This window comes from Thioalkalivibrio sp. ALRh (assembly GCF_000381425.1).
Lineage (GTDB): Bacteria > Pseudomonadota > Gammaproteobacteria > Ectothiorhodospirales > Ectothiorhodospiraceae > Thioalkalivibrio.
In genome coordinates, this window is record NZ_KB906519.1 from 1386618 (window position 1) to 1408191 (window position 21574).

Annotated in this window: 20 protein-coding genes; 6 read left to right on the top strand and 14 right to left on the bottom strand. The window is 67.1% G+C overall.

The genetic code is table 11. From position 1 onward, the window contains the following. Nucleotides 1–48: 48 nt before the first annotated feature. From F791_RS0106640 to gshB, 11 genes are all read right to left on the bottom strand, one after another. A complete protein-coding gene (locus tag F791_RS0106640) occupies nt 49–954 on the bottom strand; it encodes a dihydroorotate dehydrogenase electron transfer subunit (RefSeq protein WP_018993251.1) in 906 nt (301 codons plus the stop codon). Next, a complete protein-coding gene (locus tag F791_RS0106645; protein ID WP_018993250.1) occupies nt 951–2243 on the bottom strand; it encodes a dihydroorotase in 1293 nt (430 codons plus the stop codon). The genes F791_RS0106640 and F791_RS0106645 overlap by 4 nt, the downstream gene beginning before the upstream one ends. Beyond that, nucleotides 2240–3262, bottom strand: coding sequence for an aspartate carbamoyltransferase catalytic subunit (locus F791_RS0106650; protein ID WP_018138146.1), 1023 nt, complete (start codon nt 3260–3262; stop codon nt 2240–2242). Before F791_RS0106650 ends, F791_RS0106645 begins: the two co-directional genes overlap by 4 nt. Next, the gene (gene pyrR / locus F791_RS0106655) at nt 3259–3783 is read right to left on the bottom strand and encodes a bifunctional pyr operon transcriptional regulator/uracil phosphoribosyltransferase PyrR (protein WP_018138145.1); all 525 of its coding nucleotides are present in this window, start codon (nt 3781–3783) and stop codon (nt 3259–3261) included. Before pyrR ends, F791_RS0106650 begins: the two co-directional genes overlap by 4 nt. Beyond that, on the bottom strand, nt 3780–4172 hold the full coding sequence (gene ruvX / locus F791_RS0106660) for a Holliday junction resolvase RuvX (RefSeq protein ID WP_018138144.1): 393 nt from the start codon (nt 4170–4172) through the stop codon (nt 3780–3782). The genes pyrR and ruvX overlap by 4 nt, the downstream gene beginning before the upstream one ends. An 18-nt stretch (nt 4173–4190) precedes the next feature. Beyond that, the gene (locus F791_RS0106665) at nt 4191–4769 is read right to left on the bottom strand and encodes a YqgE/AlgH family protein (RefSeq protein ID WP_018138143.1); all 579 of its coding nucleotides are present in this window, start codon (nt 4767–4769) and stop codon (nt 4191–4193) included. A 67-nt stretch (nt 4770–4836) separates the two neighbouring features. After that, complete coding sequence (locus F791_RS0106670; protein ID WP_018993248.1) at nt 4837–5769, bottom strand: energy transducer TonB; 933 nt, start codon at nt 5767–5769, stop codon at nt 4837–4839. Then, nucleotides 5744–6289, bottom strand: a complete 546-nt coding sequence (locus F791_RS0106675) for a Gx transporter family protein (RefSeq protein ID WP_018138141.1) — start codon at nt 6287–6289, stop codon at nt 5744–5746. Before F791_RS0106675 ends, F791_RS0106670 begins: the two co-directional genes overlap by 26 nt. Before the next feature lie 7 nt (nt 6290–6296). Beyond that, nucleotides 6297–6671 carry a NusG domain II-containing protein gene (locus F791_RS0106680; protein ID WP_018138140.1) on the bottom strand — a complete coding sequence of 125 codons (375 nt, stop codon included), beginning with the start codon at nt 6669–6671 and terminating at the stop codon, nt 6297–6299. Further along, a complete protein-coding gene (locus F791_RS0106685) occupies nt 6668–7720 on the bottom strand; it encodes an FAD:protein FMN transferase (protein ID WP_019592378.1) in 1053 nt (350 codons plus the stop codon). The genes F791_RS0106680 and F791_RS0106685 overlap by 4 nt, the downstream gene beginning before the upstream one ends. Before the next feature lie 18 nt (nt 7721–7738). Further along, on the bottom strand, nt 7739–8680 hold the full coding sequence (gene gshB / locus F791_RS0106690; RefSeq protein ID WP_019592379.1) for a glutathione synthase: 942 nt from the start codon (nt 8678–8680) through the stop codon (nt 7739–7741). A 206-nt stretch (nt 8681–8886) separates the two neighbouring features. On the opposite strand from gshB, the gene F791_RS0106695 reads away from it, so the two are divergent. Genes F791_RS0106695 through F791_RS0106720 form a run of 6 tightly spaced genes read left to right on the top strand, consistent with a single transcriptional unit; the run spans nt 8887 to nt 18416 of the window. Then, on the top strand, nt 8887–9306 hold the full coding sequence (locus F791_RS0106695) for a PleD family two-component system response regulator (protein ID WP_018138137.1): 420 nt from the start codon (nt 8887–8889) through the stop codon (nt 9304–9306). A 38-nt stretch (nt 9307–9344) separates the two neighbouring features. Continuing rightward, nucleotides 9345–9710: a PleD family two-component system response regulator gene (locus F791_RS0106700; RefSeq protein ID WP_018138136.1), complete on the top strand. Its 366-nt coding sequence runs from the start codon at nt 9345–9347 to the stop codon at nt 9708–9710. Next, nucleotides 9707–10285, top strand: coding sequence for a chemotaxis protein CheW (locus F791_RS0106705; protein WP_018138135.1), 579 nt, complete (start codon nt 9707–9709; stop codon nt 10283–10285). The genes F791_RS0106700 and F791_RS0106705 overlap by 4 nt, the downstream gene beginning before the upstream one ends. 35 nt (nt 10286–10320) lie before the next feature. Continuing rightward, nucleotides 10321–12399 carry a methyl-accepting chemotaxis protein gene (locus F791_RS0106710; RefSeq protein WP_038049531.1) on the top strand — a complete coding sequence of 693 codons (2079 nt, stop codon included), beginning with the start codon at nt 10321–10323 and terminating at the stop codon, nt 12397–12399. A 15-nt stretch (nt 12400–12414) separates the two neighbouring features. After that, nucleotides 12415–17928, top strand: a complete 5514-nt coding sequence (locus F791_RS0106715; RefSeq protein ID WP_019592380.1) for an Hpt domain-containing protein — start codon at nt 12415–12417, stop codon at nt 17926–17928. Next, nucleotides 17925–18416 carry a hypothetical protein gene (locus tag F791_RS0106720; protein ID WP_018138132.1) on the top strand — a complete coding sequence of 164 codons (492 nt, stop codon included), beginning with the start codon at nt 17925–17927 and terminating at the stop codon, nt 18414–18416. Before F791_RS0106715 ends, F791_RS0106720 begins: the two co-directional genes overlap by 4 nt. Before the next feature lie 17 nt (nt 18417–18433). On the opposite strand, the gene F791_RS0106725 is transcribed toward F791_RS0106720, so the two are convergent. The 3 genes from F791_RS0106725 to ahcY all read right to left on the bottom strand — a co-directional run bounded on the left by F791_RS0106725 (nt 18434) and on the right by ahcY (nt 21570). Then, nucleotides 18434–19201: a 16S rRNA (uracil(1498)-N(3))-methyltransferase gene (locus tag F791_RS0106725; RefSeq protein ID WP_019592381.1), complete on the bottom strand. Its 768-nt coding sequence runs from the start codon at nt 19199–19201 to the stop codon at nt 18434–18436. 6 nt (nt 19202–19207) lie between these two features. After that, nucleotides 19208–20062, bottom strand: coding sequence for a methylenetetrahydrofolate reductase [NAD(P)H] (metF, locus tag F791_RS0106730; RefSeq protein ID WP_018174938.1), 855 nt, complete (start codon nt 20060–20062; stop codon nt 19208–19210). 95 nt (nt 20063–20157) lie between these two features. After that, nucleotides 20158–21570 carry an adenosylhomocysteinase gene (gene ahcY / locus F791_RS0106735; protein ID WP_018138129.1) on the bottom strand — a complete coding sequence of 471 codons (1413 nt, stop codon included), beginning with the start codon at nt 21568–21570 and terminating at the stop codon, nt 20158–20160. Nucleotides 21571–21574: the final 4 nt, after the last annotated feature.

Here is a 21574-nt window from a genome sequence, read left to right on the forward strand (position 1 = left end):
TCCCCAGTGTCCGGCGCTTACCAAGAACCCCTCCGTGCGTCCTGTCCCTCAGGCCCGCGCAGGCTCCGGGAACACATCGGCGGCCGCAAACACCGGCCCATCCACGCAGACACGCTTCATCGCCACGCCGTCGGGGGTGCGCACCGGTACCGTGCAGCCCGCGCAGCCACCCACTGCACAGGCCATGAATTCCTCCAGCGAGACCTGACAGGGCAGGCCGAACTCCGCCGCCAGTTCCGCGCAGGCCTCGAGCATCGGGTGCGGGCCGCAGGCATAGAGCTCGACCTGATCACGTTCCACAGGCGAGAGCGTCTTGAGCCAGGCGCGGGCGAGATCGGTCACGAAGCCGTCATGGGCACCGGGGATGCCTGCCTTCGAGGTCAGGCGGCAGGCCACGCCCCAGTCCTCCAGCAGCGGCAGGGTCGCGATCGCCCCGTCCGGCAGCCCTGGCCAGAGGATTTCCGAGGGCTTGGCCCGAAACGGGAACGGCACCTCGGAGCCGAGGATCGCGCGGGTCTGGCCCGCCTCGCCCTGTCGGCGCAGGTGATCGGCCAGAAAGATCATCGGCGGGATCCCGACGCCACCCCCGAGCAGCAGCCGCAGCGGACGATCCGGGTTCAGCCGGAACGGGACCCCGATCGGCCCCAGTACGCTCAGGGAATCGCCCACCGGCTGCTGCGACAGTGCCTGCGTGCCGTCGCCCACGACCTTGTAGAGGAACTCGACCCACCCGGCCTCGCGGTCGACCCGCTGGATCGACAGGGGGCGCCGCATCGGCAGGTTCGGCGAACACTGGATGTGGGCGAACTGCCCGGGCGCGGCGCGCTGCGCGCATTCCGGTGCCTGGACGCGCAGGATCCACTGACCGGCCCCGGCATCCTGGTGATCGAGGATGCGAGCGGTCTCCTGAAAGATCGTGCCGCGGTGGGGGCGTTCGGCGCCGGTGGGGGTCATGCGTTGTCCTCAGTGGGCTGGGTCCAGGCCGGACGGCCCGCTACCCAGGTCTCGCGAACCTGGCCGGAGAAGGTCCAGCCGAAAAACGGCGAATTGCGCCCGGCGCTCAGCCAGTCCTGCTGTCGGACCTCCTGAAGCGCGGTGGGGTCATACAAAACGAAATCGGCGCGCGCGCCGGCGCCCAGCCGGCCCTGTTCGAAACCAAGAATTTCCGCGGGCCCGGACGTCACGCGCGCCAGTGCTTCGCCCAGGCTGAGAAGGCCATCCTCGACCAGGCGCAGGGTCAGAGGCAGCAAAGTCTCCAGGGCCGAGATGCCCGGCTCGGTACCGGCGAACGGGCCGAGCTTGGCGTCCGCCTCGTGCGGCTGGTGGTCCGAGCAAATGGCGCTGATATCGCCGCGCGCGACGGCTGCTCGCAGACCGTCACGGTCGCGTTGGGCCCGCAGCGGCGGGATGACATGGCCGTTCGGGTCGTATTCGGCCACGTCGACTTCGGTCAGAAATAGCTGGTGGGCGGCGACGTCGGCGGTGATCGGCAGGCCTTCGGCGCGCGCCTTGGCGATCATCTCGGCCCCGCGGCGCGTCGACAGCCTTGCGACGTGTACGCGCGCCCCGGTCTGTTCGACCAGGGCCAGGATGGCGCCCAGCGCGGCGGTCTCGGCTGCCTCGGGGATGCCCGACAGGCCCAGGCGCGTGGAGACCGCGCCTTCGTGCATGCAGCCCGAGCCGGTCAGCGACAGGTCCTGGGCGGGCAGCACGATGGTCAGGCCGAAGGTGGTCGCATATTCCAGGGCTCGGCGCAGCACCAGCAGGCTGGCCAGCGGCTTGTGGGCGTTGCTCACACCGCGGGCCCCCGCCTGCTGCAGCGCCGCCATCTCGGCCAGCTGCTGCCCCTCCAGGCGTTGTGTCAGGGCGCCCAGGGTGTAGACCCGCACGCCGCAGGCCTGCCGGGCGCGGCGCGCAATCAGCTCGATTTCGGCCGGGGAGTCGATGGGCGGATCGGTATCCGGGGGAATCACGGCGCTGGTGATGCCCCCGCGCGCGGCGGCCAGCGTCTCGCTGGCGATGGTGGCCTTGTGCTCCTCGCCGGGCTCGCGCATGCGCGCGGAAAGGTCGATCAGGCCGGGGAACAGCCACAGCCCGCTGCCATCAATGCGCCGGCGCGGCTCGAAGCCGTCCGGTATCTGGCCTCGCGCAAGGATCTCGGCGCCCTGCACGCAGAGCGCCCCGACCTCGTCGTAGTCGTCCGCCGGGTCGATGATTCGTACGTTCTCGATCAGCACACTCATGACTGATGCGCCCCCATCACCATGGACATCACGGCCTGGCGGACCGAGATGCCGTAGGTCACCTGCTGCAGGATCACCGAGTGCGGCCCGTCCGCCACCGCGGACTCGATCTCCACCCCGCGGTTGGCCGGGCCCGGGTGCATCACCAGGCAGGTGGGGTGCGCCAGCTGCAGGCGGCGCGAGGTCAGTCCGAACAACTGGTAGTACTCATGCTCGGAGGGCAGGTGGGCGTGCTCCATGCGCTCGCGCTGCAGGCGCAGCATGATGATCACGTCGACGTCCTTCAGTCCCGCGTCGAGGTTGTTGTAGACGTGCACGCCGAGTTGGTCGACATCCGCCGGCAGCAGCGAACAGGGCGCGACCACGCGCACTTCGCCGGTCTGCAGGATGTTGAGCGCGTGGATCTGCGAGCGCGCCACGCGCGAGTGCAGGATGTCGCCGACGATCGCGACCTTCAGCTTGGTGAAGTCGCCCTTGTGCCGGCGGATGGTGAACATGTCCAGCAGGGCCTGGGTGGGGTGCGCGTGGCGGCCGTCGCCGGCATTGAGCACGCTGATGCCGGGGGCGACATGGCGGGCGATGAAATGCGCGGTCCCGCTCTCTTCGTGGCGTACCACGAACATGTCCACGTTCATCGCCTCGAGGTTGCGCAGAGTATCCAGCAGGCTCTCGCCCTTGACCGCCGAGGAGGTGCTGATGTTGATGTTGAGCACGTCCGCGGACAGGCGCTTGGCGGCCAGTTCGAAGGTGGTGCGGGTACGGGTGCTGGCCTCGAAGAACAGATTGACGATGGTCTTGCCGCGCAGCAGTGGGACCTTTTTGACCGCCTTCTCGTTCATGTTCGCGAACGACTCGGCGGTATCCAGGATCTCGTTCAGGAGATCGCGGTTGAGGCCCTCGATGGTCAGCAGGTGGCGCAGCTGGCCGTCATCGGTCAGCTGCAGGCGATTGGGCAACGGGCCCGGCTCCGGCAGGCGGGCAGCCCCGGCCAGGACCGGGGTAACCACGGTATCGCTCATGCGTCGGCGTCCCCATCGGTCTCCAGGGTGACGCGCTCCAGGCGCAGGGGTTCGGGGCCGCGCAGCTTGATCTGCTCCCGGGTGCCGAGTTCCATGTGTTCCCCGACGATCGCGGCGGCGATCGGCAGCTCGCGCCCGTCGCGCTCGACCAGCACGGCGAGCGTGACCGAGGCGGGGCGCCCGTAGTCGAACAGCTCGTTCAGGGCGGCGCGGATCGTGCGCCCGGTGTAGAGCACGTCATCCACCAGCAGGACATGCACGCCGTCCAGGTCCTCCGGCAGCTCGGACGGGCGGACCTGCGGATGCATGCCGATGCGGGAGAAGTCGTCGCGGTAGAAGCTGATATCCAGCTTGCCCAGTGGCCTTTCCACCCCGAGGCGTTCGCGCAGGTGCTCCGCGATCCAGACACCGCCGGAGTGGATACCGACCACCATCGGGTTGTCGATCCCGCGCTTGTCCAGATACTGGCGTGCCTTCTCGGCCATGCTGTCGAGCAGGGTTGGGACGTCCGGCGTCTTCATGCGTTCTCCTGAAACCAGCCTTCGAGGATGACCGCGGCAGCGTGGGCGTCCAGCCCCGGGTCGTGGCGTCCCCGCCCGCTGCGCTCGCGGGCCAGGTGCGATGTCAGATGCTCGTCGTACCAGTATACCGGTTGCCCGTAGCGCGCTTCGAGGGCGGCCCCGAACGCGCGGATGCGTTTCGCCAGCGGCGTGGGCTTCCCGTCCGCCTGGGTGGGCCAGCCGACGACAAAGCCCTCGGGTGCCCACTCGCTCACCAGAGTGTCGATCACGGACCAGACTTCCGGTGAATCGGTGTTGAGCGTGCGCAGTCCGCGCGCGGCGCCGGTCAGTTCCTCGCCCACCGCGATCCCGATCCGCCGGCGGCCGTAGTCGAAGGCCAGAAGCCCCATGACGTTGCCGGGCCCGCCTCAGGCGTGGCCGGGCGCGGAACTGATCAGGTTGACGTCGATGCCGATCAGCTTGGCCGCCGCGGCCCAGCGCTCGGCGCTGGGGTGGTCGAACAGGATGTCGGCATCGGCGCGGGTGGTTAGCCAGGCGTTTTCGGCCAGTTCGCTCTCGAGCTGCCCCGGTCCCCAGCCGGCGTGTCCCAGGGCAATGAGGACGCGGCTCGGGCCGCGGCCCTCGTTGATAGCCTCCAGGATGTCGCGCGAGGTGGTCAGCACGATGGAGTCGGTGATGGGCTGGCTGCCCCGCCACTCGGGCTTTCCAGTGTGCAGCACGAAGCCGTGCTCGGGCTGGACCGGGCCGCCCCGGTAGACCGGGATCTCCGGCAGCTCGTCGCGAGGCTCGAGATCGACGTGTTGTAGCAGGTCGCGTAGCGAAAGCTCGGTGGGCTGGTTGATTACCAGCCCCAGGGCCCCTTCGGCGTCGTGATCGCAGATATAGGTGACCGCATGGCTGAAGTAGCCATCGTTCAGGCTCGGCATCGCGATCAGGAAGTGATCGCGCAGGCTGGCCGCGCTCGAGCTGGAAGGGGCTTGCGTCATGTGTTCAGTATCGACGCTGCTCCGTGATGCCGCAAGGAACTCGAGCCCGGATGTTCCTCGTGTCTTGCTAGCGAATCTGCTCCATCTGGTCGCGGCGGAAGGCCCAGGTCCGGGTGATCACGAGTTCGTCGTATTCCTCGCGCATCTGTTCGGTAAACGGGGCATAGGGCGCGGCCAGCTCCACGATGCGCATCGCGGCCTGGTCGAGCACCGGTTCGCCGGAGCTGCGGGCGATCTCGATGTTCATCAGCTCGCCATCCGGGTTCAGGCGGACCGACAGTACCAGCGTGCCGGACAGGCCCCGGCGGCGGGCCTCGTCGGGGTAGTTCAGGTTGCCGACGCGCTCGACCTTGTTGATCCAGGACTGCAGATAGGCGGCCTCCGGCGCGCTGCGTGCAGCAAGGCTGTCGAGGTAGCGGGTGCGGGTGGCGCGGGTGGAGAATTCGCGGCGCTCCTCGGCCGGGGCCGCGCGCGCGGTGTCCAGGCCCCGGTTCATCAGCGCGGCGGCCGATGGGCGTTCCTCCGCCTCGGGCGATTCGATCGGGTCCGGTTCGGCGACCTCGGGGGCAGTCGGTTCCGCTTCGTCCGTCTCGGCCTCCACGGCCTCGGGTTCGGGCTCCGGTTCTGGCTGGGCGGGCTCCATCACCAGTGGCCCCGGGTCTGGCAGCGGGGCTTCGACGCCCTCGGGTTCCGGTTCGCCGACACCCTCGGTCTCGGCCTCCGGGGATAACGCCTCCTGCACTTCCTCGCCTTCGCCGCTGGCGGCCTGGTCTTCGGTGGCGATGCGTTCGACCTCTTCCGGCTCTGGCGCCTGCGCGTCCGGGTCGGTCACCCAGGTCACGTCCAGGGGCTCGCGGGAAGGCGTGTCCAGTGGGTCCACGGCGAAGCCGATGCCGAGGATGATCAGGGCATGCGCGACCACGGCCAGAAACAGCATCGGGCCCAGTTGGCCGCGACGCTGCGGAGATTCGGGTTCAAGGGTGCCGTGCGAGACGGACATGGCGCTGGATCCGGGGGTCTGCGAGCACGTGTGCTGCCAGTATACCGGTCACGCTGCCGGTAATCAGAGCGGCCAGCAATAGTGGGGGTAGCACCAGTGGCAGGTTCGGGTGGGGGATGATCACGCCCCAGGCCAGCAGGAACTGGCCGGTGATGTGCGCCATCGCCGCGGCGATGGCGAGGCCCAGCGCGCCGATATGCCGAGGTGCCAGTGGGCGCAGCAGGCCGAGCGCGGCCAGGGCGGCCAGGGCCCCGGCCAGCGACAGCCAGAAGGTGGGGCTCATCAGCGTGCCGAGTAGCAGGGCGGCGCCAACGACCCGGATCAGGGTCACCGCCACCGCCGCGCGCCAGCCGAGGGTCAGCAGGGCGATCAGGGTCACGATGTTCGCGAGCCCCGGCTTGATGCCCGGAACCGGGCTCGGGATCGCCGCCTCCAGAATCTGGACGCCAATAGCGATGGCGGCCAGCGCGGCGATCGCACGGTCGCGCTGGGTCAGCGTGTCGGGGGTGGAGGCGGTCACGCCGGGCTCAGTAATGAAGGCTGTCGTAGCCGGGGCCGCGGCCCTGCACCTGCAGGGTCAGCCGGTTGGGCAGGCTGACCGCGATCTCGCCGTGTCGCTGCAGCCAGCCGCTGTTCTCGCAGATATTGCGTGTACCGGGGGAGTCGGCGCAGCGGGCCCTGCCCGGCTCGATCTGCACGCGGGTGATGCCGGCTGGGCCCTGAATCTCGATCTCGCGGGTGCGGTCCAGGGGTTCCTGCCGCGGCGGCTCGCCGGTCTGGGTGATGACCAGCATGGAGGCCTCGCTATCCGGCAGGTAGGCGAGGGCAAAGGCCGCGACCACAACGCCACTGGCCAGGGTGGCGATCACCCCGTCACCCCAGCGCAGGCCAGAAAACGTCACGGCAGTTGGCGCTCCTCGAGCGAGGGCTGGCCTTCTTCCAGGCGCACGCGTTCGGCCATCGCCGGGGTCGCCTCGATGCGGTCATCGAGTACCACCAGGGCGGCCTCGATACCCATCTTGCGGGCGTAGCGCGGCCATTCCTCGGGGCCGGCAATCATCAGCGTGGTCGCGGCGGCGTCGGCCAGGGCGGGGTCGCTGTGCAGCACGGTAGCGCCGTGGATGCCTTCGCTGGGGCGCCCGCTGCGCGGGTCGATCACATGGTGGATGTGTTCGCCTTCCCATTCGTAGCCGCGCTCGTAGTCGCCGGAGCTGAACAGCGCCTCGCCTGCATCAAGCTCGATGCTCCCGAGAATGCCACCCTGGGGATGCCGGATCGCCACGCGCCAGGGTCGGTCGGCAGGCCGTCCGAGGGTCATTAAATCGCCACCGGCGTTGAAGATCGCGGCCTCCACGCCCTGGCCCTGCAACAGGTCGAGCATGCGTTCGACGGCGAGACCCTTGGCGAGCCCCCCGAAGTCCAGTTGCAGGTCCGCGTGCTGGCCGCGCAGACGTACCCCGTTGCGTTCGACGTCGCGCATGCTGGGCGGATCCTCTAGCAGCGCCTCCAGGGTGTCGTCGTCCGGTGGCGGGCCCCCGGGCTCGTCCTGATGAAAGCCCCAGGCGGCGATCAGCTTGCCCAGCGCCGGGTTGAACAGGCCGTCGCTCAGCTCTTCCATTTCCTTGCCACGTTCGATCAGTGGCAGGACAGAGGGCGGGGCGCTGAACTCGGCCCGAAGCGCCAGCAGTTCATTGGTACGTCCGAGCGATCCCGGCTCCCAGGCATGCCAGGAGGTGTGCAGGATCTCCAGTTCGGCCTGCAACTCGGATTCCAGCGCCTCGAGGTCGTAGGCCCCGGCGGGGTAGAGCGTGACATCCACGATCGTGCCGAAGGCGAAGAAATTCAGGGTCTCGGTGTCCGGTGTGTCGCGGTCGCAGCCGGCCAGCGCCAGCGCGGCGAGCAGGATCGGTCCAAGGAAGGCCTGGCGGGTGCGCGGAAACGGGATCGGCATGGGCATCACCTCGCGGGGTCAGGGGTGGGTCAGGTAGTCGATGAACTGGCCGGCGAGATCGTCGCCGCGGGCGGCATCGAGCTCACGCACGCCGGTGGGGCTGGTGACGTTGATCTCGGTCAGGTAGTCGCCGATCACGTCGATGCCGACGAAGTCCAGGCCTCGGCGCTTGAGCTCGGGGGCGATCTGCGCGCAGATCCAGCGGTCGCGATCGGTCAGGGGAACGGCCTCGCCACGCCCGCCGGCGGCCAGATTGGCCCGGGTCTCGCCCTCGGCCGGGATCCGTGCCAGTGCATGATCGTAGGGTTCACCCCCGATCAGGATGATGCGCTTGTCGCCGGCGGTGTATTCCGGCAGGAAGCGCTGGGCGACGATGGTGCGCCGGTCGAATTCGGTCATGGTCTCGAGGATGACCGAGAGGTTGGGGTCGCCCTCGCGGATGCGGAACACCGAGGCCCCGCCCATGCCGTCCAGCGGCTTGACGACGATGTCGCCGTGGTGCTCGAGGAAGGCGCGGATGCGCGCGCGGTCGCGGGTGATCAGGGTCGGTGGCCCGCAGTCGACGAAATGCGTGGCGAAGGCCTTCTCGTTCACGTCGCGCAGGGCCCCGGGTCGGTTGACCACGCGCACGCCGTCCCGCTCGGCCAGGTCCAGGGCGTAGGTGGCGTAGATGTACTCGAGGTCGAACGGCGGGTCCTTGCGCATCAGCAGGAGATCGAAGCGGCTGGCGTCGCCTTCTTGCTCGGGCCCCAGGGTGTAGTAGTCCTCGCGGTGGTCGCGCACTGCCACCGGGCGGCTGCGGACCTGCGCGCGCCCCTCTTCGATCCACAGGTCGCCGGGTTCCAGGTAGTGCAGGCGGTGCCCGCGTGCCTGGGCGGCGAGCAGCATGGCGAAGGTGGTGTCCTTCCAGGGCTTGATGCTGGTGATTGGGTCCATCAGGACAGCGATGTCATGCGCCACGAGCGGTTCCGCGGTGTCGAAGTGTGGCCCGAGTATGCCATGTCATCGCGGCCCTCATGGATCTCCGTCGAGGCAGGGCAACTGTGTGCGCTCGCTCGCACTCCTTGCGCTGCTCGCGGGGGCAGGCAATATCATTGGGTGCTGTTTGTCACGGACTCGAGCTTCCGATAGATTCGGGGGCGCAGAGAGCCTTCAGGGGGAGCAGGGTGGCGAACGCACTGGCAGAAGCGGAATCGGCTGCCGAGTTTCAGGGGCTGAAAGTCATGGTGATTGATGACAGCAAGACCATTCGGCGCACCGCCGAATCCTTGCTGCAGAAGCACGGTGCGGACGTGATTACGGCCGTGGATGGCTTCGAGGCCCTGTCCAAGGTGGCCAACTCCAACCCGGATATCATTTTCATCGATGTCATGATGCCGCGTCTGGATGGCTACCAGACCTGTGCCCTGATCAAGAACAACAAACGGTTCCGGGCTACGCCGATCATCATGCTGTCGAGCAAGGACAGCGTGTTCGACAAGGCCAAGGGCCGCGTGGTTGGCTCCGAGGATTACCTGACCAAGCCGTTCACCCGGGATGACCTCCTGGGTGCGATGCGCCAGTACACTCGCCCGGCAGGAAGCTGAAACCCGCCGCACCACAAGATGCCGACAAGGAACGACCCATGGCCCGCATCCTGATCGTTGATGACTCCCCGACCGAGATCCATGTCCTGCGCACCATGCTGGAAAAGCATGGCCATGCCGTGACCACGGCTGAAAGCGGCGAGGAGGGCGTGGCCGCGGCCAAAGCACAGGTCCCGGATCTGGTGCTGATGGATGTGGTGATGCCGGGGCTCAATGGCTTCCAGGCCACCCGCGACTTGTCGAAATCCGACGAGACCTCGCATGTGCCCGTGGTCGTGGTGTCCACCAAGGACCAGGCCACGGACCGGGTCTGGGCCATGCGCCAGGGGGCCCGGGACTACATCACCAAGCCGGTGGCGGAGAAGGAGCTGCTGCAGACCATCGGGAAGTACCTCAACGCATGAAGGTCGAGAGGTCCACGCCCTACGCCCTGCTCGCGAGTCTTGATCGCGAAGGGCGTCGCGTGAACCGTGAACTGCGACGGGATATCGGCACGGGCTGGCGCGGGGTGTTGCTCCGTGTCGCCGATTTCCGTTTTCTGGTCGACATGGACTCGATCGCCGAGGTGGCCGATCCGCTGTCGCTGACGCGCGTGCCGCTGGCGGATCCGGCCGTGCTGGGTGTGGGGAATCTGCGCGGGCTGGTCCTGCCGGTTTTCGATATGGGCAAGCTGCTGCTGGACACCCCGCTGCCGCACGACGCGAGCGGGCAGCGTGTGGTGGTGGCCCCTCAGGGGCACGGGATGGCCGGGTTGCTGGTGAGCCAGGTCGAGGGCATGCGTCGCTGCATTCCTTCGCAACGGCGACTGGAGGTGTCGGTGCCTGATGGCGTGCGCCCCTTTATTACCGGCGGATTCGATCTCGGGCACCGACTGCACCCGGTGCTGGATCTGGATCTGCTTTTGAATGACACCAATCGCTTTGCCGGCATGGAGCTGGCTGGGGCATCGAATACCGAACAGACCGCGGCAGCTGTATAAGCGGAGCCGACGGGCTGCAACAGGGGGTTTGACGTATGGGATCGAGTCGACGCTTGCGCAATATCGTCCTCGGGGGGCTGCTGGTGCTGGCCCTGATCGCGACGGGCGTGGCCTTTACCTACCACGAATTCGAGCAAAGTCAGTATCGCGACCGTGTTGCCCTGGCCAGCGAGATGCAGCTGCTTTCGCAGCGATTGGCGACGGGTACCCTGGAAGCGGCCGGGGGCTCCGAACAGGCGATTACCGATATCACGGAGTTGCGTAATCGCTTCGACGACCAGCTCGAGCGCCTGCGCGATGGTGGCGACGGCCTGCTGCCGCTGCCGGAGGCGGTCTCCAGTGAGCTCGCGGCCGTCAATCGCGAGTGGTCGCTTTATCGCGACGACGTCACCACCGTCATCGTGGGCTCGGATGATATCGAGCAGGTGACGGAATTCTCCGAGGCGGTGGAGGCCTTCTCGCCGGAGTTGGCACGCCTGTCCGATGACGTCGTGCGGCGTATGGTCCAGATTGGGGAATCGCCGGAGCAGATCTATGTGGCCTCGCGCCAGACGATGCTGATTCAGCGTATCGCCAACAACCTCAACCAGGTGTTGCAGGGTGGTGCGGCCGCGGCCACCGCGATCGAGCGCTTCGAGCGTGATGCCACGCTGTACGGGCGTGTGCTCGACGGCCTGATCGAGGGCTTCGAGCCCTTGGGCATCGAGCGTGTTAACGATGCCGAGACCCAACGCACTCTGCAGGAGATCGCGACCCTGTTCATCGCCTTCAGCGAGGCGGTCGAAGGGGTGCTGGATACCTCGTCGCAGATTTTCGAGATCAACGCTGCGGCCTCGGCCGTCGAGGCCCGCTCGGGGGCAATGCTGGACGTGACCGGTGGCCTGGAAGTCGCCCTGAACCGGGAGGCCGAACAGGCGGGTGTGATCGCCCTGGTCGGCTTCGCCCTGGGTGGCCTGGCGCTGTTGCTGCTGATCGCGATGGGCCTGTTCCTCTATCGCGACACCAAGCGCGAACTGGCCGAGACCGAGGCGCAGAATGAACGTAACCAGCAGGCGATCCTGCGCCTGCTCGACGAGATGATGAACCTCGCCGACGGGGATCTCACCGTCAACGCGACCGTGACCGAGGACTTCACTGGCGCGATCGCGGACTCGATGAACTACGCGATCGAGAACCTGCGAACGCTGGTCGCGACCATCAACACGGTGGCGGCGGATATCAGCGAATCCTCGGCCGCTACCCGCTCGCAGGTGCTCGGGCTGGCCGAGAAGTCCGAGGAACAGGCCCGCGAGATCCAGCAGGCGAACGACGCGATCGACGAGGTGAGCCATTCGGTCGACAAAGTCGCGCAGGATGCCGGGCAGTCGGCCCAGGTGGCACGAAACTCCGTGGAAATCGCGTCCAAGGGGGCGGCCACGGTGCGCCGCTCGATCGAGGGGATGGACACTATCCGCGAGCAGATCCAGGAGACCGCGAAACGGATCAAGCGCCTGGGCGAATCCTCGCAGGAGATCGGCGACATCATCGGGCTGATCAATGACATCGCTGAACAGACCAACGTGCTTGCGTTGAACGCGGCGATCCAGGCATCCGCCGCAGGCGAGGCGGGTCGCGGGTTCGCGGTCGTGGCGGACGAGGTCCAGCGCCTCGCGGAACGCTCCTCCGGGGCGACCCGTCAGGTCGAGGGTCTGGTCAAAGCGATCCAGGCGGATACCAGCGAGGCGGTCTCGTCGATGGAACAAAGTACCGCCAACGTGGTGTCCGGGGCCGAGATGGCCCAGGCAGCGGGCGAGGCGCTGGCCGAGATCGAGCAGGTCTCTGCCGATCTGGCGGACCTGATCGACGGTATCGCGAACTCGGCGCGCCAGCAGTCCGAGATGGCGCGCAACGTGACCTCGATCATGGGCCAGATCCGCGAGATCACCTCGGAGACCACCCAGGGCACCCAGTCCACCGCGGCCGCCATCGGCGACCTGGCGCAACTGTCCGCGCAGCTCCAGTCCTCGGTGTCGGACTTCAAGCTCCCCGACCCGACGCTACCCGAGCCTGGCGAGGCTGCCGCCGAGCCCGATGCGTCGTCCGAGGAAACCGTCCCGAACGAGCAGCGCGCCTGACGCCGGGCCGCAGATATGGCACCCAGCGCACTGAATTGGGTCCGCGACGAACTCGACAAGCTCTTTGTCGAGCTCCAGGACGCCCTGCGTCGTTATGCTGAGGACCCCGCCTGTGGCGAGTGTCTGGAGGAGGCCCGCGCGGGACTGGAGCAGATTCGCGGCACCCTGACCATGGTGCAGGTCGAGAGCGTGGTCCTGATCTGCGACGAGATGTTGCAGGTGATGGATCTGCAGCAGGGAGCCGAGCCGCCCAGCCCGGAGGCAACCGAGGCGCTCTTGCGTGCCGCGCTGCAGTTGCCCGACTACCTTGAGCAGGAGGGCGACTCGGAACTGCCTTCGCCGATGATCCTGGTCCCGCTGCTCAACGAGCTGCGGGCAGCGCGGGGCGCCACCTTGCTGATGGACGTCGCGGCCCTGATGCCGGATCTGCAGGCGGTGGACGACGGTCGCGTTGGGGCCGGTGGCGAGGCGCCGCAGCCTCAGGAGCGCGCACGGCGCCTGCAGGAGGCTCGTCGGGGGTTTCAGCGCGAGCTTCTCGAGCTGGTCCGCGGTGATGTGACCGCGGCGGCCCGCCGCCTGAAGCCCGTTGCACAGCAGATCGAGGAAATGGTCCCGCCCGGGGATCTCCGGCGCCTGTTCTGGATTACCGGTGGCATCCTGGAGTCGCTCGCCGACGAGGGCCTCGAGGCCGGTACCGACATTCGCCGCCTGATCGGGCGCGTGGACCGCGAGCTCGGGCGCTACCTTGGCATCCTCAGCGAGCACTGCGAGTCGCACGACGATGGCTCGGAGCCCGATCACGCCATTCCGGATGACCTGATCAAGACCTTGCTGTTCCACATTGCGGGGTCAAGCTCCGATGGCGAGCAGGCGCGCGCGGTGCGCGAGGTGTTCGGTCTGCACGCGCTGCAAGGCGACGACGGCGGAGGGGTCGGCCAGGCGGTTTATCAGAATCTGCGCGCCGCCCTGGAAGATGACCTGGCCGAGGTGCGAGAGCGCCTGGATGTGCTGATGCGCTCGGAACAGCGCGGCCACGAGGAGCTGGCCAGTCTGAGCGAACAGGTCGAGCGTATCGGCTCGACCCTGAGCCTGCTCGGCCTGGAGGCGGGGCAGCGCCACACCGATGCCCTGACAGAGACCCTGACGCCGGAGCGGGCCGGGCACTCCGATGAACAGGTCGACATGGAGTTGGCCGAGCATCTCCTGGCGCTGGAGTCGCTGCTCGAATCGGGCCTGCGTCGGCGCGCGGCCAGCGGCCCGCGTGCCGACTTCGATCGCCATCTGGCCGCGGCGGTCTACCAGGAGGCCCTGGTGGACGTGCGGCGTGTGCGCGATACCTTGCTTGGGTACCTCTCCGGGGAAGGCGCGGATAACGGGTTGCGCGAGGCCCGCGGTGCGCTGGAGCGGGTCGACGGTGCGATGTCGATCGGTGGTTTCGAGGCCCTGCAGGCCCTGTTGCAGCCGTTGATCCGCTACCTGGAGGCCCGCGCTGACGCCGGGCTGGCGGCACAGGACCTGGGCGAGGACGAGGTCGGGGCGCTGGCGGAGGTGTTGAGCTCGATCGAGCTGGCGCTGGAGTCCTCCGGGCAGCCCTGGCGCGAACTGGATAGTGTCCACGAGCGGGGCGTGGCCGCACTGCAGCGTCTGGGTGCCATCTCCGGTGGCGATGGGGCCGAACGCCCCGTTTCACTGACCGATGTGTCCGTGGGTGCGAGCGGGGAAGGGGCCTCGCCGGGTGACGACGTTGAAGAGGTCGCGGGACAGGAAGAGCCGCTGGCCGTGTTTGGTGAGGCCAAGGAGAATATCCCGGAGCAGGAGACAGTATCCGAAACCAATCCGGCCCCGGTGCAAGTCTCGAGTGCAGAACATCTGCATTACGACGAGTCTGTGTTGTCCTCGCAGGTCCGGGGGCCGGATATCGATCCCGAGATTCTCGATATCTTCCTCGAGGAAGCCGACGAGGAGATCGAAAGCCTCGGCGAGCAGTTCCCGCGCTGGCAGGCCGCGCCCTCCGACATGGATGCCCTGACGGTGATCCGTCGTTCCTTCCATACGCTCAAGGGTTCCGGCCGCCTGGCGGGGGCCTTGCGTCTGGGCGAATTCGCCTGGGTTGTGGAGTCATTCCTGAATCGCCTGCTGGAAGGCGGCCAAGAGGCGGACTTCGCGACCATCCAGGCACTTGAGGATGCGATTGCAGTCCTGCCGGGCCTGGTAGCAGAAGTCCGGGATGATGCCGGCCCGGACACCCCGGTGCTGGATATCGCCTTGCGTCTGCAGGCACTGCTGTCCGGCGAGATGGAGCCGGCGGAAGAAGCCGCCGAGGTGCCGGCCGGTGCCGAGGACGATTTTGCCGAGCTCGCGCGCAGTATGGATGCCCTCGAGCCTGCCGCAGGCGGGGCCGAGCCCGAATGGCCGGCGGCCCCCATTCTGGAGGCCCCGGAAGAAGAACTGGAGTCGGCGGAGCCGCTCGACCTGGATTCACAGGAGCTGGGGGTGTCGCTGGACGGGCCCGAGGCCGAGCTCGAGTCGGGTGTCCCCGTGGAGCCCGCGCTGGAAACGAACGACGAAACGCTCGAGTTGCCCGAGGACGCAGGTACTGACCCGCAACTCTGGCAGGTGTTCTCGGCCGAGGCCTGTACCCATCTGGCTACCCTTCGCGAATGGATCGACGCGTCCGGGAACCGGCCCGACAGGGTGCCGAATCACGAGCTCGAACGTGCACTGCACACCCTGAACGGTAGTGCCCGAACGGCCGATATCCGCGGCATCTACGCCGTTTGCGGGCCGTTCGAGCGCATCGTGCGCATCCATCGCGAGATGGAGTGGCCGCTGGCGGCGCGAGCTCAGACTCTGCTCGCCGAACTCGAGCGCTACGTGGCAGATGCAGTGGCCGACGAGCACCCTGACCCGGTCAAGACGGAGGCCCCACCCGAGTGGTCGCCCGAGGTCTACGAGCTCCTCGACCATGCGACCGCCGAGCAGTTGCTGCGTGCTGCCGACGAGGATGCCGCCGAGCAGGTCTCCGAGCCGCCACAGTCGGATGGGCTCGGATCGGCGCTCGAGCCACCGCAACCGGATGTCGAGTCCGCGACGCCTTTGACGCCCGAGCCAGCGGAGGCCGAAGCGGTGGGCGCCGAGCCCGACGACGCCGGGCTGGCGGGCGAGCCGGATGCCGGGCTGGAGGTGGAGCCGGAGGAAGAGATCGATCCGGAGTTCGCCGAGGTATTCATCGAAGAGGCCCGCGATATCCTGGAGGCCGCGTTCGCGGCCCTGGCATCGTGGCGCGAGGCCGGCGGCCGTCCGGGGCCGGATCAGAATGCCTTCCAGCGCGAGGTGCATACGCTGAAGGGCAGTGCCCGGATGGCTGGTTTCGAGGTGGTAGGGGCGATTGCCCATGCCCTGGAAAGTGCCTTGGGCGTGGAGACCGAGACCGGACTGGAGCCCCGAGAAGGATTCTTCCGGCTGGTCGAGCGCGCATTGACCGATGTCCAGCACCTGGTCGAGCGCGGGGTCGGTAGCTGGCAGACGAACGAAGAGGCCAGCGAGACCCTGCCGGCGTTGCGCGAGTGGGCATCCGGTGGCGGCGAAGAGTTCGAGAGCCAGCCGGCCGCCCGCAGTGAGGCCGAGGAGATCGAACCCGCGGCCCTCCTGGCGGACGACGACGAGTCGGAGACGGTCGCGCACCCCGTGCCGATGGAGGCGCGCCGTATCCAGGACCAGGTGCGCATGGATGCCGAGGTGCTGGATGCGCTGGTCAATCATGCCGGCGAGCTTGCGACCTTTCATCGTCGCTTCGAGCAAACCGTGGGTCGCGTCGAAGGTCAGGTCGATGAACTGGAGCGGACGATCGCTCGCTTGCGCGAGCAGCTGCGCAAGCTCGAGATCGAGACCGAGGCGCAGATTCTGTTCCGGGTCGAGAAGGAGAGCGGTGACGAGGCGGTGGATTTCGATCCGCTGGAGATGGACCGCTATTCCGGGATCCAGCAGCTCTCGCGTGCGCTGGCCGAGAGTGTCAGTGACCTTGAGGCCCTGAAGCAGGACGTGGGTGACGAGCTACAGAATGCCGGCGGCATCCTGCTGCAGCAGCGTCGCGTGGGGACCGATCTCCAGGACCAGCTGATGCGCCAGCGCATGGTGCGGTTCGCACGTATGGCCCCGCGCCTGCGGCGCGTGGTACGCCAGGCCGGCGACGACATGGGCAAGTCGGTCCGTGTGGAGTTTTCCGGGCAGGGGGCCGAGCTCGACCGCGCATTGCTGGAACGGCTGGTCGCCCCGCTTGAGCACCTGCTGCGCAATGCGATTGCGCACGGGATCGAGGACAGCGACGCGCGGCGCGCGGCCGGCAAGTCGGAAACGGGCCAGATCGGGGTGTCGCTCGAACAGTCAGGCAGCGAGATCCGCCTGCAAGTGACGGACGATGGCGCCGGGATTGATGCCCATGCCATCCGCACGCGAGCCGTGGAGCGCGGGCTGCTGGCCTCCGATGCCGAGATTACCGATGCCCAGGCCCTGCAATTGATCCTGCAGTCCGGGTTCTCCACCGCCGCGGAGGTGTCGCAGGTGGCCGGTCGCGGGGTGGGGCTGGACGTGGTGAACAGCGACGTCAAGCAGCTGGGCGGCACGCTGGAGATCGAATCCACGCCCGGACGAGGCTCGCGCTTTACCATGCGGTTGCCGTTTACGCTGGCGATCTCGCAGGCATTGCTGGTTCAGGTGGGCGAGGAGACCTTCGCCGTGCCCATGGCGTCCGTGGAGGGCGTCGTGCGGGCGCATGCGGACGAGGTCGTGGCCAGCGGCGACGGGCATGTGAGCTATCCTTACGCGGGTCAGGACTATGCCGTGCGGGCCCTGGGTGACCTGATGGGGATCGAGACGCAGGCCAGCGCCAGCCACCTGCCGGACCACGCGTTCCCGCTGTTGCTGGTGCGCGCTGACGATCAGCGCGTGGCGCTGCGGATCGACGGGTTGCTGGGAAGCCAGGAAGTGGTCGTGAAATCGGTAGGCCCGGTCCTGAGCCGCATCCCGGGGGTCGCTGGTGCCACCCTGCAGGGCGATGGCTCGGTCATGCTGATCCTCGACTTGAGCATGCTGGTGCGTTTCGCGGCGGCTACGGCGGGCACCGTCGACACGGGTATGCCGGCGGAGATTGCCGGCGCCCCACGCGTCATGGTCGTGGATGACTCGATCACCATCCGCAAGGTCACCGCGCGTCTGCTCGCCCGCCATGGGTACGATGTGGTCACGGCCCGCGACGGTCTCGATGCCGTGACGATGCTGGAGGAGCGGCGACCGCAGCTGATCCTGCTGGATGTGGAGATGCCGCGTATGGACGGCTTCGAGTTCGCCGCCCATGTCCGCGACCATCCGGAGCTGAGCCAGGTGCCGATTATCATGATCACATCGCGCAGTGGCACGAAGCATCGCGAGCGGGCCTCGCGGCTGGGCGTCAATGGCTATCTGGGCAAGCCGTACCTGGAGAATGACCTGCTGGACGAAATCCGGCGTCATCTTGAGGAGGTCGTCGCATGAGTGAAGAGACCCGCGCGCCGTCGGTCGAGTCGGTGATTGTGCAGCTGGACACCGGGTCCATCCTGTTGCCGCGTAGTGCCTTTCTCGAGGTCACCACCCGGGCAGGTGCCGTGCAGACTGATCACGAGCACGCGGACATCCCCTGGCTGGAGCCCACGCTGATCTGGCAGGACGTCCAGGTGCCCGTGGTCAATGTTCACCGACTGTTGTATCCCGAACACCCAACCGAGGATGCGCAGCGTCGGTTCACCCGTCTGCTGGTCATGCAGGCCATTACCCAGCCGGAGCGGCTGCCGTTTTATGCGCTGGAGGTGCGCGGCACGCCACATCCGGTGCGCATCACGCCGCAAAACATCTATGCCGTCGATGAGGCGGATGCCTCTCCGTGGGCGTGGCGGGTAAAGGCGTCGGGAGTGACCAGTCACCTGCTGCGACTTGATGCGATCGAGGATCGCTTGCTCGAGCTCTCGCAGCCGGAAACGGCATAGGCCGACGGCCTCGAACGTCAGGTGAGGGCCGCCCCACCGTCGAGATCCCCGAGCTTCCATTGCACCAGGGTCAAAAGGCTGATCGCGGCCGTCTCCGTGCGCAGGGTGCGGGGGCCCATCGAGACGGATTGAAACCCCGCCTTGCGCGTCTGGAGGCGTTCCTCGTCAGTTAGCCCCCCCTCGGGTCCGATCAGTATCCGTACCCGTCCGGACGTGCCCCCCTTCCCGAACGCGTCGAGTGCCCCGGACAGGGGTGGGCCCTGTTCGTCCGCGACCAGGTCGAGGCCGGGTGAGCTGGCGCCCAGCGTGTCGTCCAGTGTGGCTGGTGGTGCCAGAAGCGGTAGCTCGTTACGGCCGCATTGTTCGGCGGCGGCCTGGATGATCCCGGCCCAGTGGGCATGGCGCTTGTCCAGTCCCCGATGGGCTGCGGCCGAACGGCTGCGTTCGCAGAGCACGGGCCGGATTATGCTGACACCCAGCTCCACCGCCTTCTGGACCGCCAGATCCATGTGGTCTCCCCGGGCAATGCCCTGGAGCAGCTCAATGGGGCGTGCGGGTGTGGTGGCGGCGGCGGCGCGCTCGCCCAGGTGGAAGGTGCCGGTGCGCCGTCCGGTGATATCCAGACGGGCGTGGAATTCGTTGCCCTGACCGTCGAACACCCGGCAGGCAGCATGGTTCTTGAGACGCAGGACATTGGTGGCGTAGTGCAGCCGGTCCTGCGACGCGGGAATAGACTGCCCCGCGGCCAGATCCGTGTCGTTGATCAGCAGCCGGGGGCAGCGCATCGGGTGTTACCGACGGTTGTCCAGGTCCAGGTTCTTCCAGATGGTCTCGGTCGGACCGGCCTGGTTCATGGAGTAGAAGTGGATCCCCGGGGCGCCCTTTTCGAGGACGTCGTCGGTCAGGCGCGTGGCGACCTCGATGCCAAACTTGCGGATCGACTCCTTGTCGTCACCGTAGGCCTCCATCCGCTTGCGGATGTAACGGGGGATCTCGGCGCCGCACATCTCGGAGAAGCGCACGATCTGGGTGTAGTTGGTGATCGGCATGATCCCGACAATGATCGGGATGGTGATGCCCATCTTCTCCACCCGTTCCATGAAGGCCTCGTAGGCGTCCACGTTGTAGAAATACTGGGTGATCGCGGCGTCCGCGCCGGCGTCGACCTTGGTCTTGAAATTCTCCAGGTCTTTCTCGGCGTTCGGGGCCTGAGGATGGAACTCCGGATAGGCCGCGACCTCGATCTTGAACTGGTCGCCGAACTCGGCGCGCACGAACTCGACGAGCTCGGAGGCATAGCGGAAGTCGCCGCCGGAGTTCTTGGTGCCGGACGGCAGGTCGCCGCGCAGTGCGACAATGCGGTTAACGCCGATGTCGCGGTAGGTCGACAGCAGCTCGTGCAGCTCGCCCTTGGTCGAGGAGATGCAGGAGACGTGAGGGGCGGCCGGGATGCCGTCGTTGTCGATGATGTCCCGGACCGTCTCCAGGGTGCGGTCGCGGGTCGAGCCGCCGGCGCCGAAGGTGACGGAATAGAACTCGGGATTCAGTGCGCCCAGGCGCTTGCGGGCCTTGGCCAGTCGTTCGGCCCCGGCCTCGTCCTTGGGCGGGAAAAACTCAACGCTGAAGACGCGTTTTTGGGTAGACATGTTTGTCCTCCAGACAAAAAGAAGGCGGACCGCACGAACATGCGGCCCGCCTCGGCGTTCACATTAGCAACGAATTGAAATGTGAGGCTGGCCGATCAGTAGCGGTAGTGTTCCGGCTTGAACGGGCCATCCACCGACATACCCAGGTACGCCGCCTGATCGTCGGTAAGACGGGTCAGGTTGGCGCCCAGCTTGAACAGGTGCAGCTGTGCGACCTTCTCGTCCAGGTGCTTCGGCAGCACGAAGACGTTCTTGTCGTACTGGTCACCCTTCGTCCACAGCTCGATCTGGGCCAGGGTCTGGTTGGTGAAGGAGTTGGACATCACGAAGCTCGGATGACCGGTGCCGCAGCCCAGGTTCACCAGACGGCCTTCGGCCAGCATGATGATCCGGTTGCCGTTCGGCAGGATGATGTGGTCAACCTGCGGCTTGATGTTCTCCCACTCGTACTTGCGCATCGCGGCCACGGCGATCTCGGAGTCGAAGTGGCCGATGTTGCAGACGATGGCCTGGTTCTTCATGCGGGTCATGTGATCTTCGGTGATCACGTCCTTGTTACCGGTGGCGGTAACGAAGATCTCGGCCTTGTCGGCCGCGTCTTCCATCGTGACCACGCGGAAACCTTCCATGGCGGCCTGCAGGGCGCAGATCGGGTCGATCTCGGTGACCCACACGGTGGCACCCAGGCCGGCCAGCGACTGAGCCGCACCCTTGCCGACGTCACCGTAGCCACAGACCACGGCGATCTTGCCCGCGATCATCACGTCGGTGGCGCGCTTGATGGAGTCCACGGTGGACTCGCGGCAGCCGTACAGGTTGTCGAACTTGGACTTGGTGACCGAGTCGTTGACGTTGATCGCAGGGAAGGCCAGCTCGCCGTCCTTCGCCATCTGGTACAGGCGATGGACACCGGTGGTGGTCTCTTCGGTCACGCCCTTGATCTTGGCGAGCTGCTCGGAGTACCAGGTCGGCTGCTTGGCCAGGCGATCCTTGATCGAGGCAAACAGGGCGACTTCTTCTTCGTTCTCCGGGTTGGAGATGACGGACTGGTCCTTCTCGGCCTTGGCGCCGATGTGCAGGAGCAGCGTGGCGTCACCGCCGTCGTCCAGGATCATGTTGGCGCCGCCGTCGAATTCGAAGATGCGGTGGCAGTAGTCCCAGTACTCTTCCAGGGTCTCGCCCTTCACGGCGAAGACCGGGGTGCCGTTGTCGGCGATCGCGGCCGCGGCGTGGTCCTGGGTGGAGTAGATGTTGCAGGAGGCCCAGCGTACGTCCGCACCCAGGGCTTCCAGGGTCTGGATCAGAACCGCGGTCTGGATCGTCATGTGCAGGGAGCCTGCAATCTTGGCGCCCTTCAGCGGCTTGGAGGCCGCGAATTCTTCGCGGGTCTGGATCAGACCGGGCATTTCGGTCTCGGCGATCGCAATTTCCTTGCGGCCGAACTCGGCAAGGTTGATGTCCTTGACGACGTAATCGGTGGTTTTCTTGTCGTTCATCACAGCATTCATGGAT

Excerpts from the sequence above, each read along its gene's own strand:
- F791_RS0106640 (WP_018993251.1), bottom strand. The coding sequence starts at position 954 with ATGACCCCCACCGGCGCCGAACGCCCCCACCGCGGCACGATCTTTCAG.
- F791_RS0106645 (WP_018993250.1), bottom strand. The coding sequence starts at position 2,243 with ATGAGTGTGCTGATCGAGAACGTACGAATCATCGACCCGGCGGACGAC.
- F791_RS0106650 (WP_018138146.1), bottom strand. The coding sequence starts at position 3,262 with ATGAGCGATACCGTGGTTACCCCGGTCCTGGCCGGGGCTGCCCGCCTG.
- pyrR (WP_018138145.1), bottom strand. The coding sequence starts at position 3,783 with ATGAAGACGCCGGACGTCCCAACCCTGCTCGACAGCATGGCCGAGAAG.
- ruvX (WP_018138144.1), bottom strand. The coding sequence starts at position 4,172 with ATGGGGCTTCTGGCCTTCGACTACGGCCGCCGGCGGATCGGGATCGCG.
- F791_RS0106665 (WP_018138143.1), bottom strand. The coding sequence starts at position 4,769 with ATGACGCAAGCCCCTTCCAGCTCGAGCGCGGCCAGCCTGCGCGATCAC.
- F791_RS0106670 (WP_018993248.1), bottom strand. The coding sequence starts at position 5,769 with ATGTCCGTCTCGCACGGCACCCTTGAACCCGAATCTCCGCAGCGTCGC.
- F791_RS0106685 (WP_019592378.1), bottom strand. The coding sequence starts at position 7,720 with ATGCCGATCCCGTTTCCGCGCACCCGCCAGGCCTTCCTTGGACCGATC.
- F791_RS0106700 (WP_018138136.1), top strand. The coding sequence starts at position 9,345 with ATGGCCCGCATCCTGATCGTTGATGACTCCCCGACCGAGATCCATGTC.
- F791_RS0106705 (WP_018138135.1), top strand. The coding sequence starts at position 9,707 with ATGAAGGTCGAGAGGTCCACGCCCTACGCCCTGCTCGCGAGTCTTGAT.
- F791_RS0106710 (WP_038049531.1), top strand. The coding sequence starts at position 10,321 with ATGGGATCGAGTCGACGCTTGCGCAATATCGTCCTCGGGGGGCTGCTG.
- F791_RS0106715 (WP_019592380.1), top strand. The coding sequence starts at position 12,415 with ATGGCACCCAGCGCACTGAATTGGGTCCGCGACGAACTCGACAAGCTC.
- F791_RS0106720 (WP_018138132.1), top strand. The coding sequence starts at position 17,925 with ATGAGTGAAGAGACCCGCGCGCCGTCGGTCGAGTCGGTGATTGTGCAG.
- F791_RS0106725 (WP_019592381.1), bottom strand. The coding sequence starts at position 19,201 with ATGCGCTGCCCCCGGCTGCTGATCAACGACACGGATCTGGCCGCGGGG.
- metF (WP_018174938.1), bottom strand. The coding sequence starts at position 20,062 with ATGTCTACCCAAAAACGCGTCTTCAGCGTTGAGTTTTTCCCGCCCAAG.
- ahcY (WP_018138129.1), bottom strand. The coding sequence starts at position 21,570 with ATGAATGCTGTGATGAACGACAAGAAAACCACCGATTACGTCGTCAAG.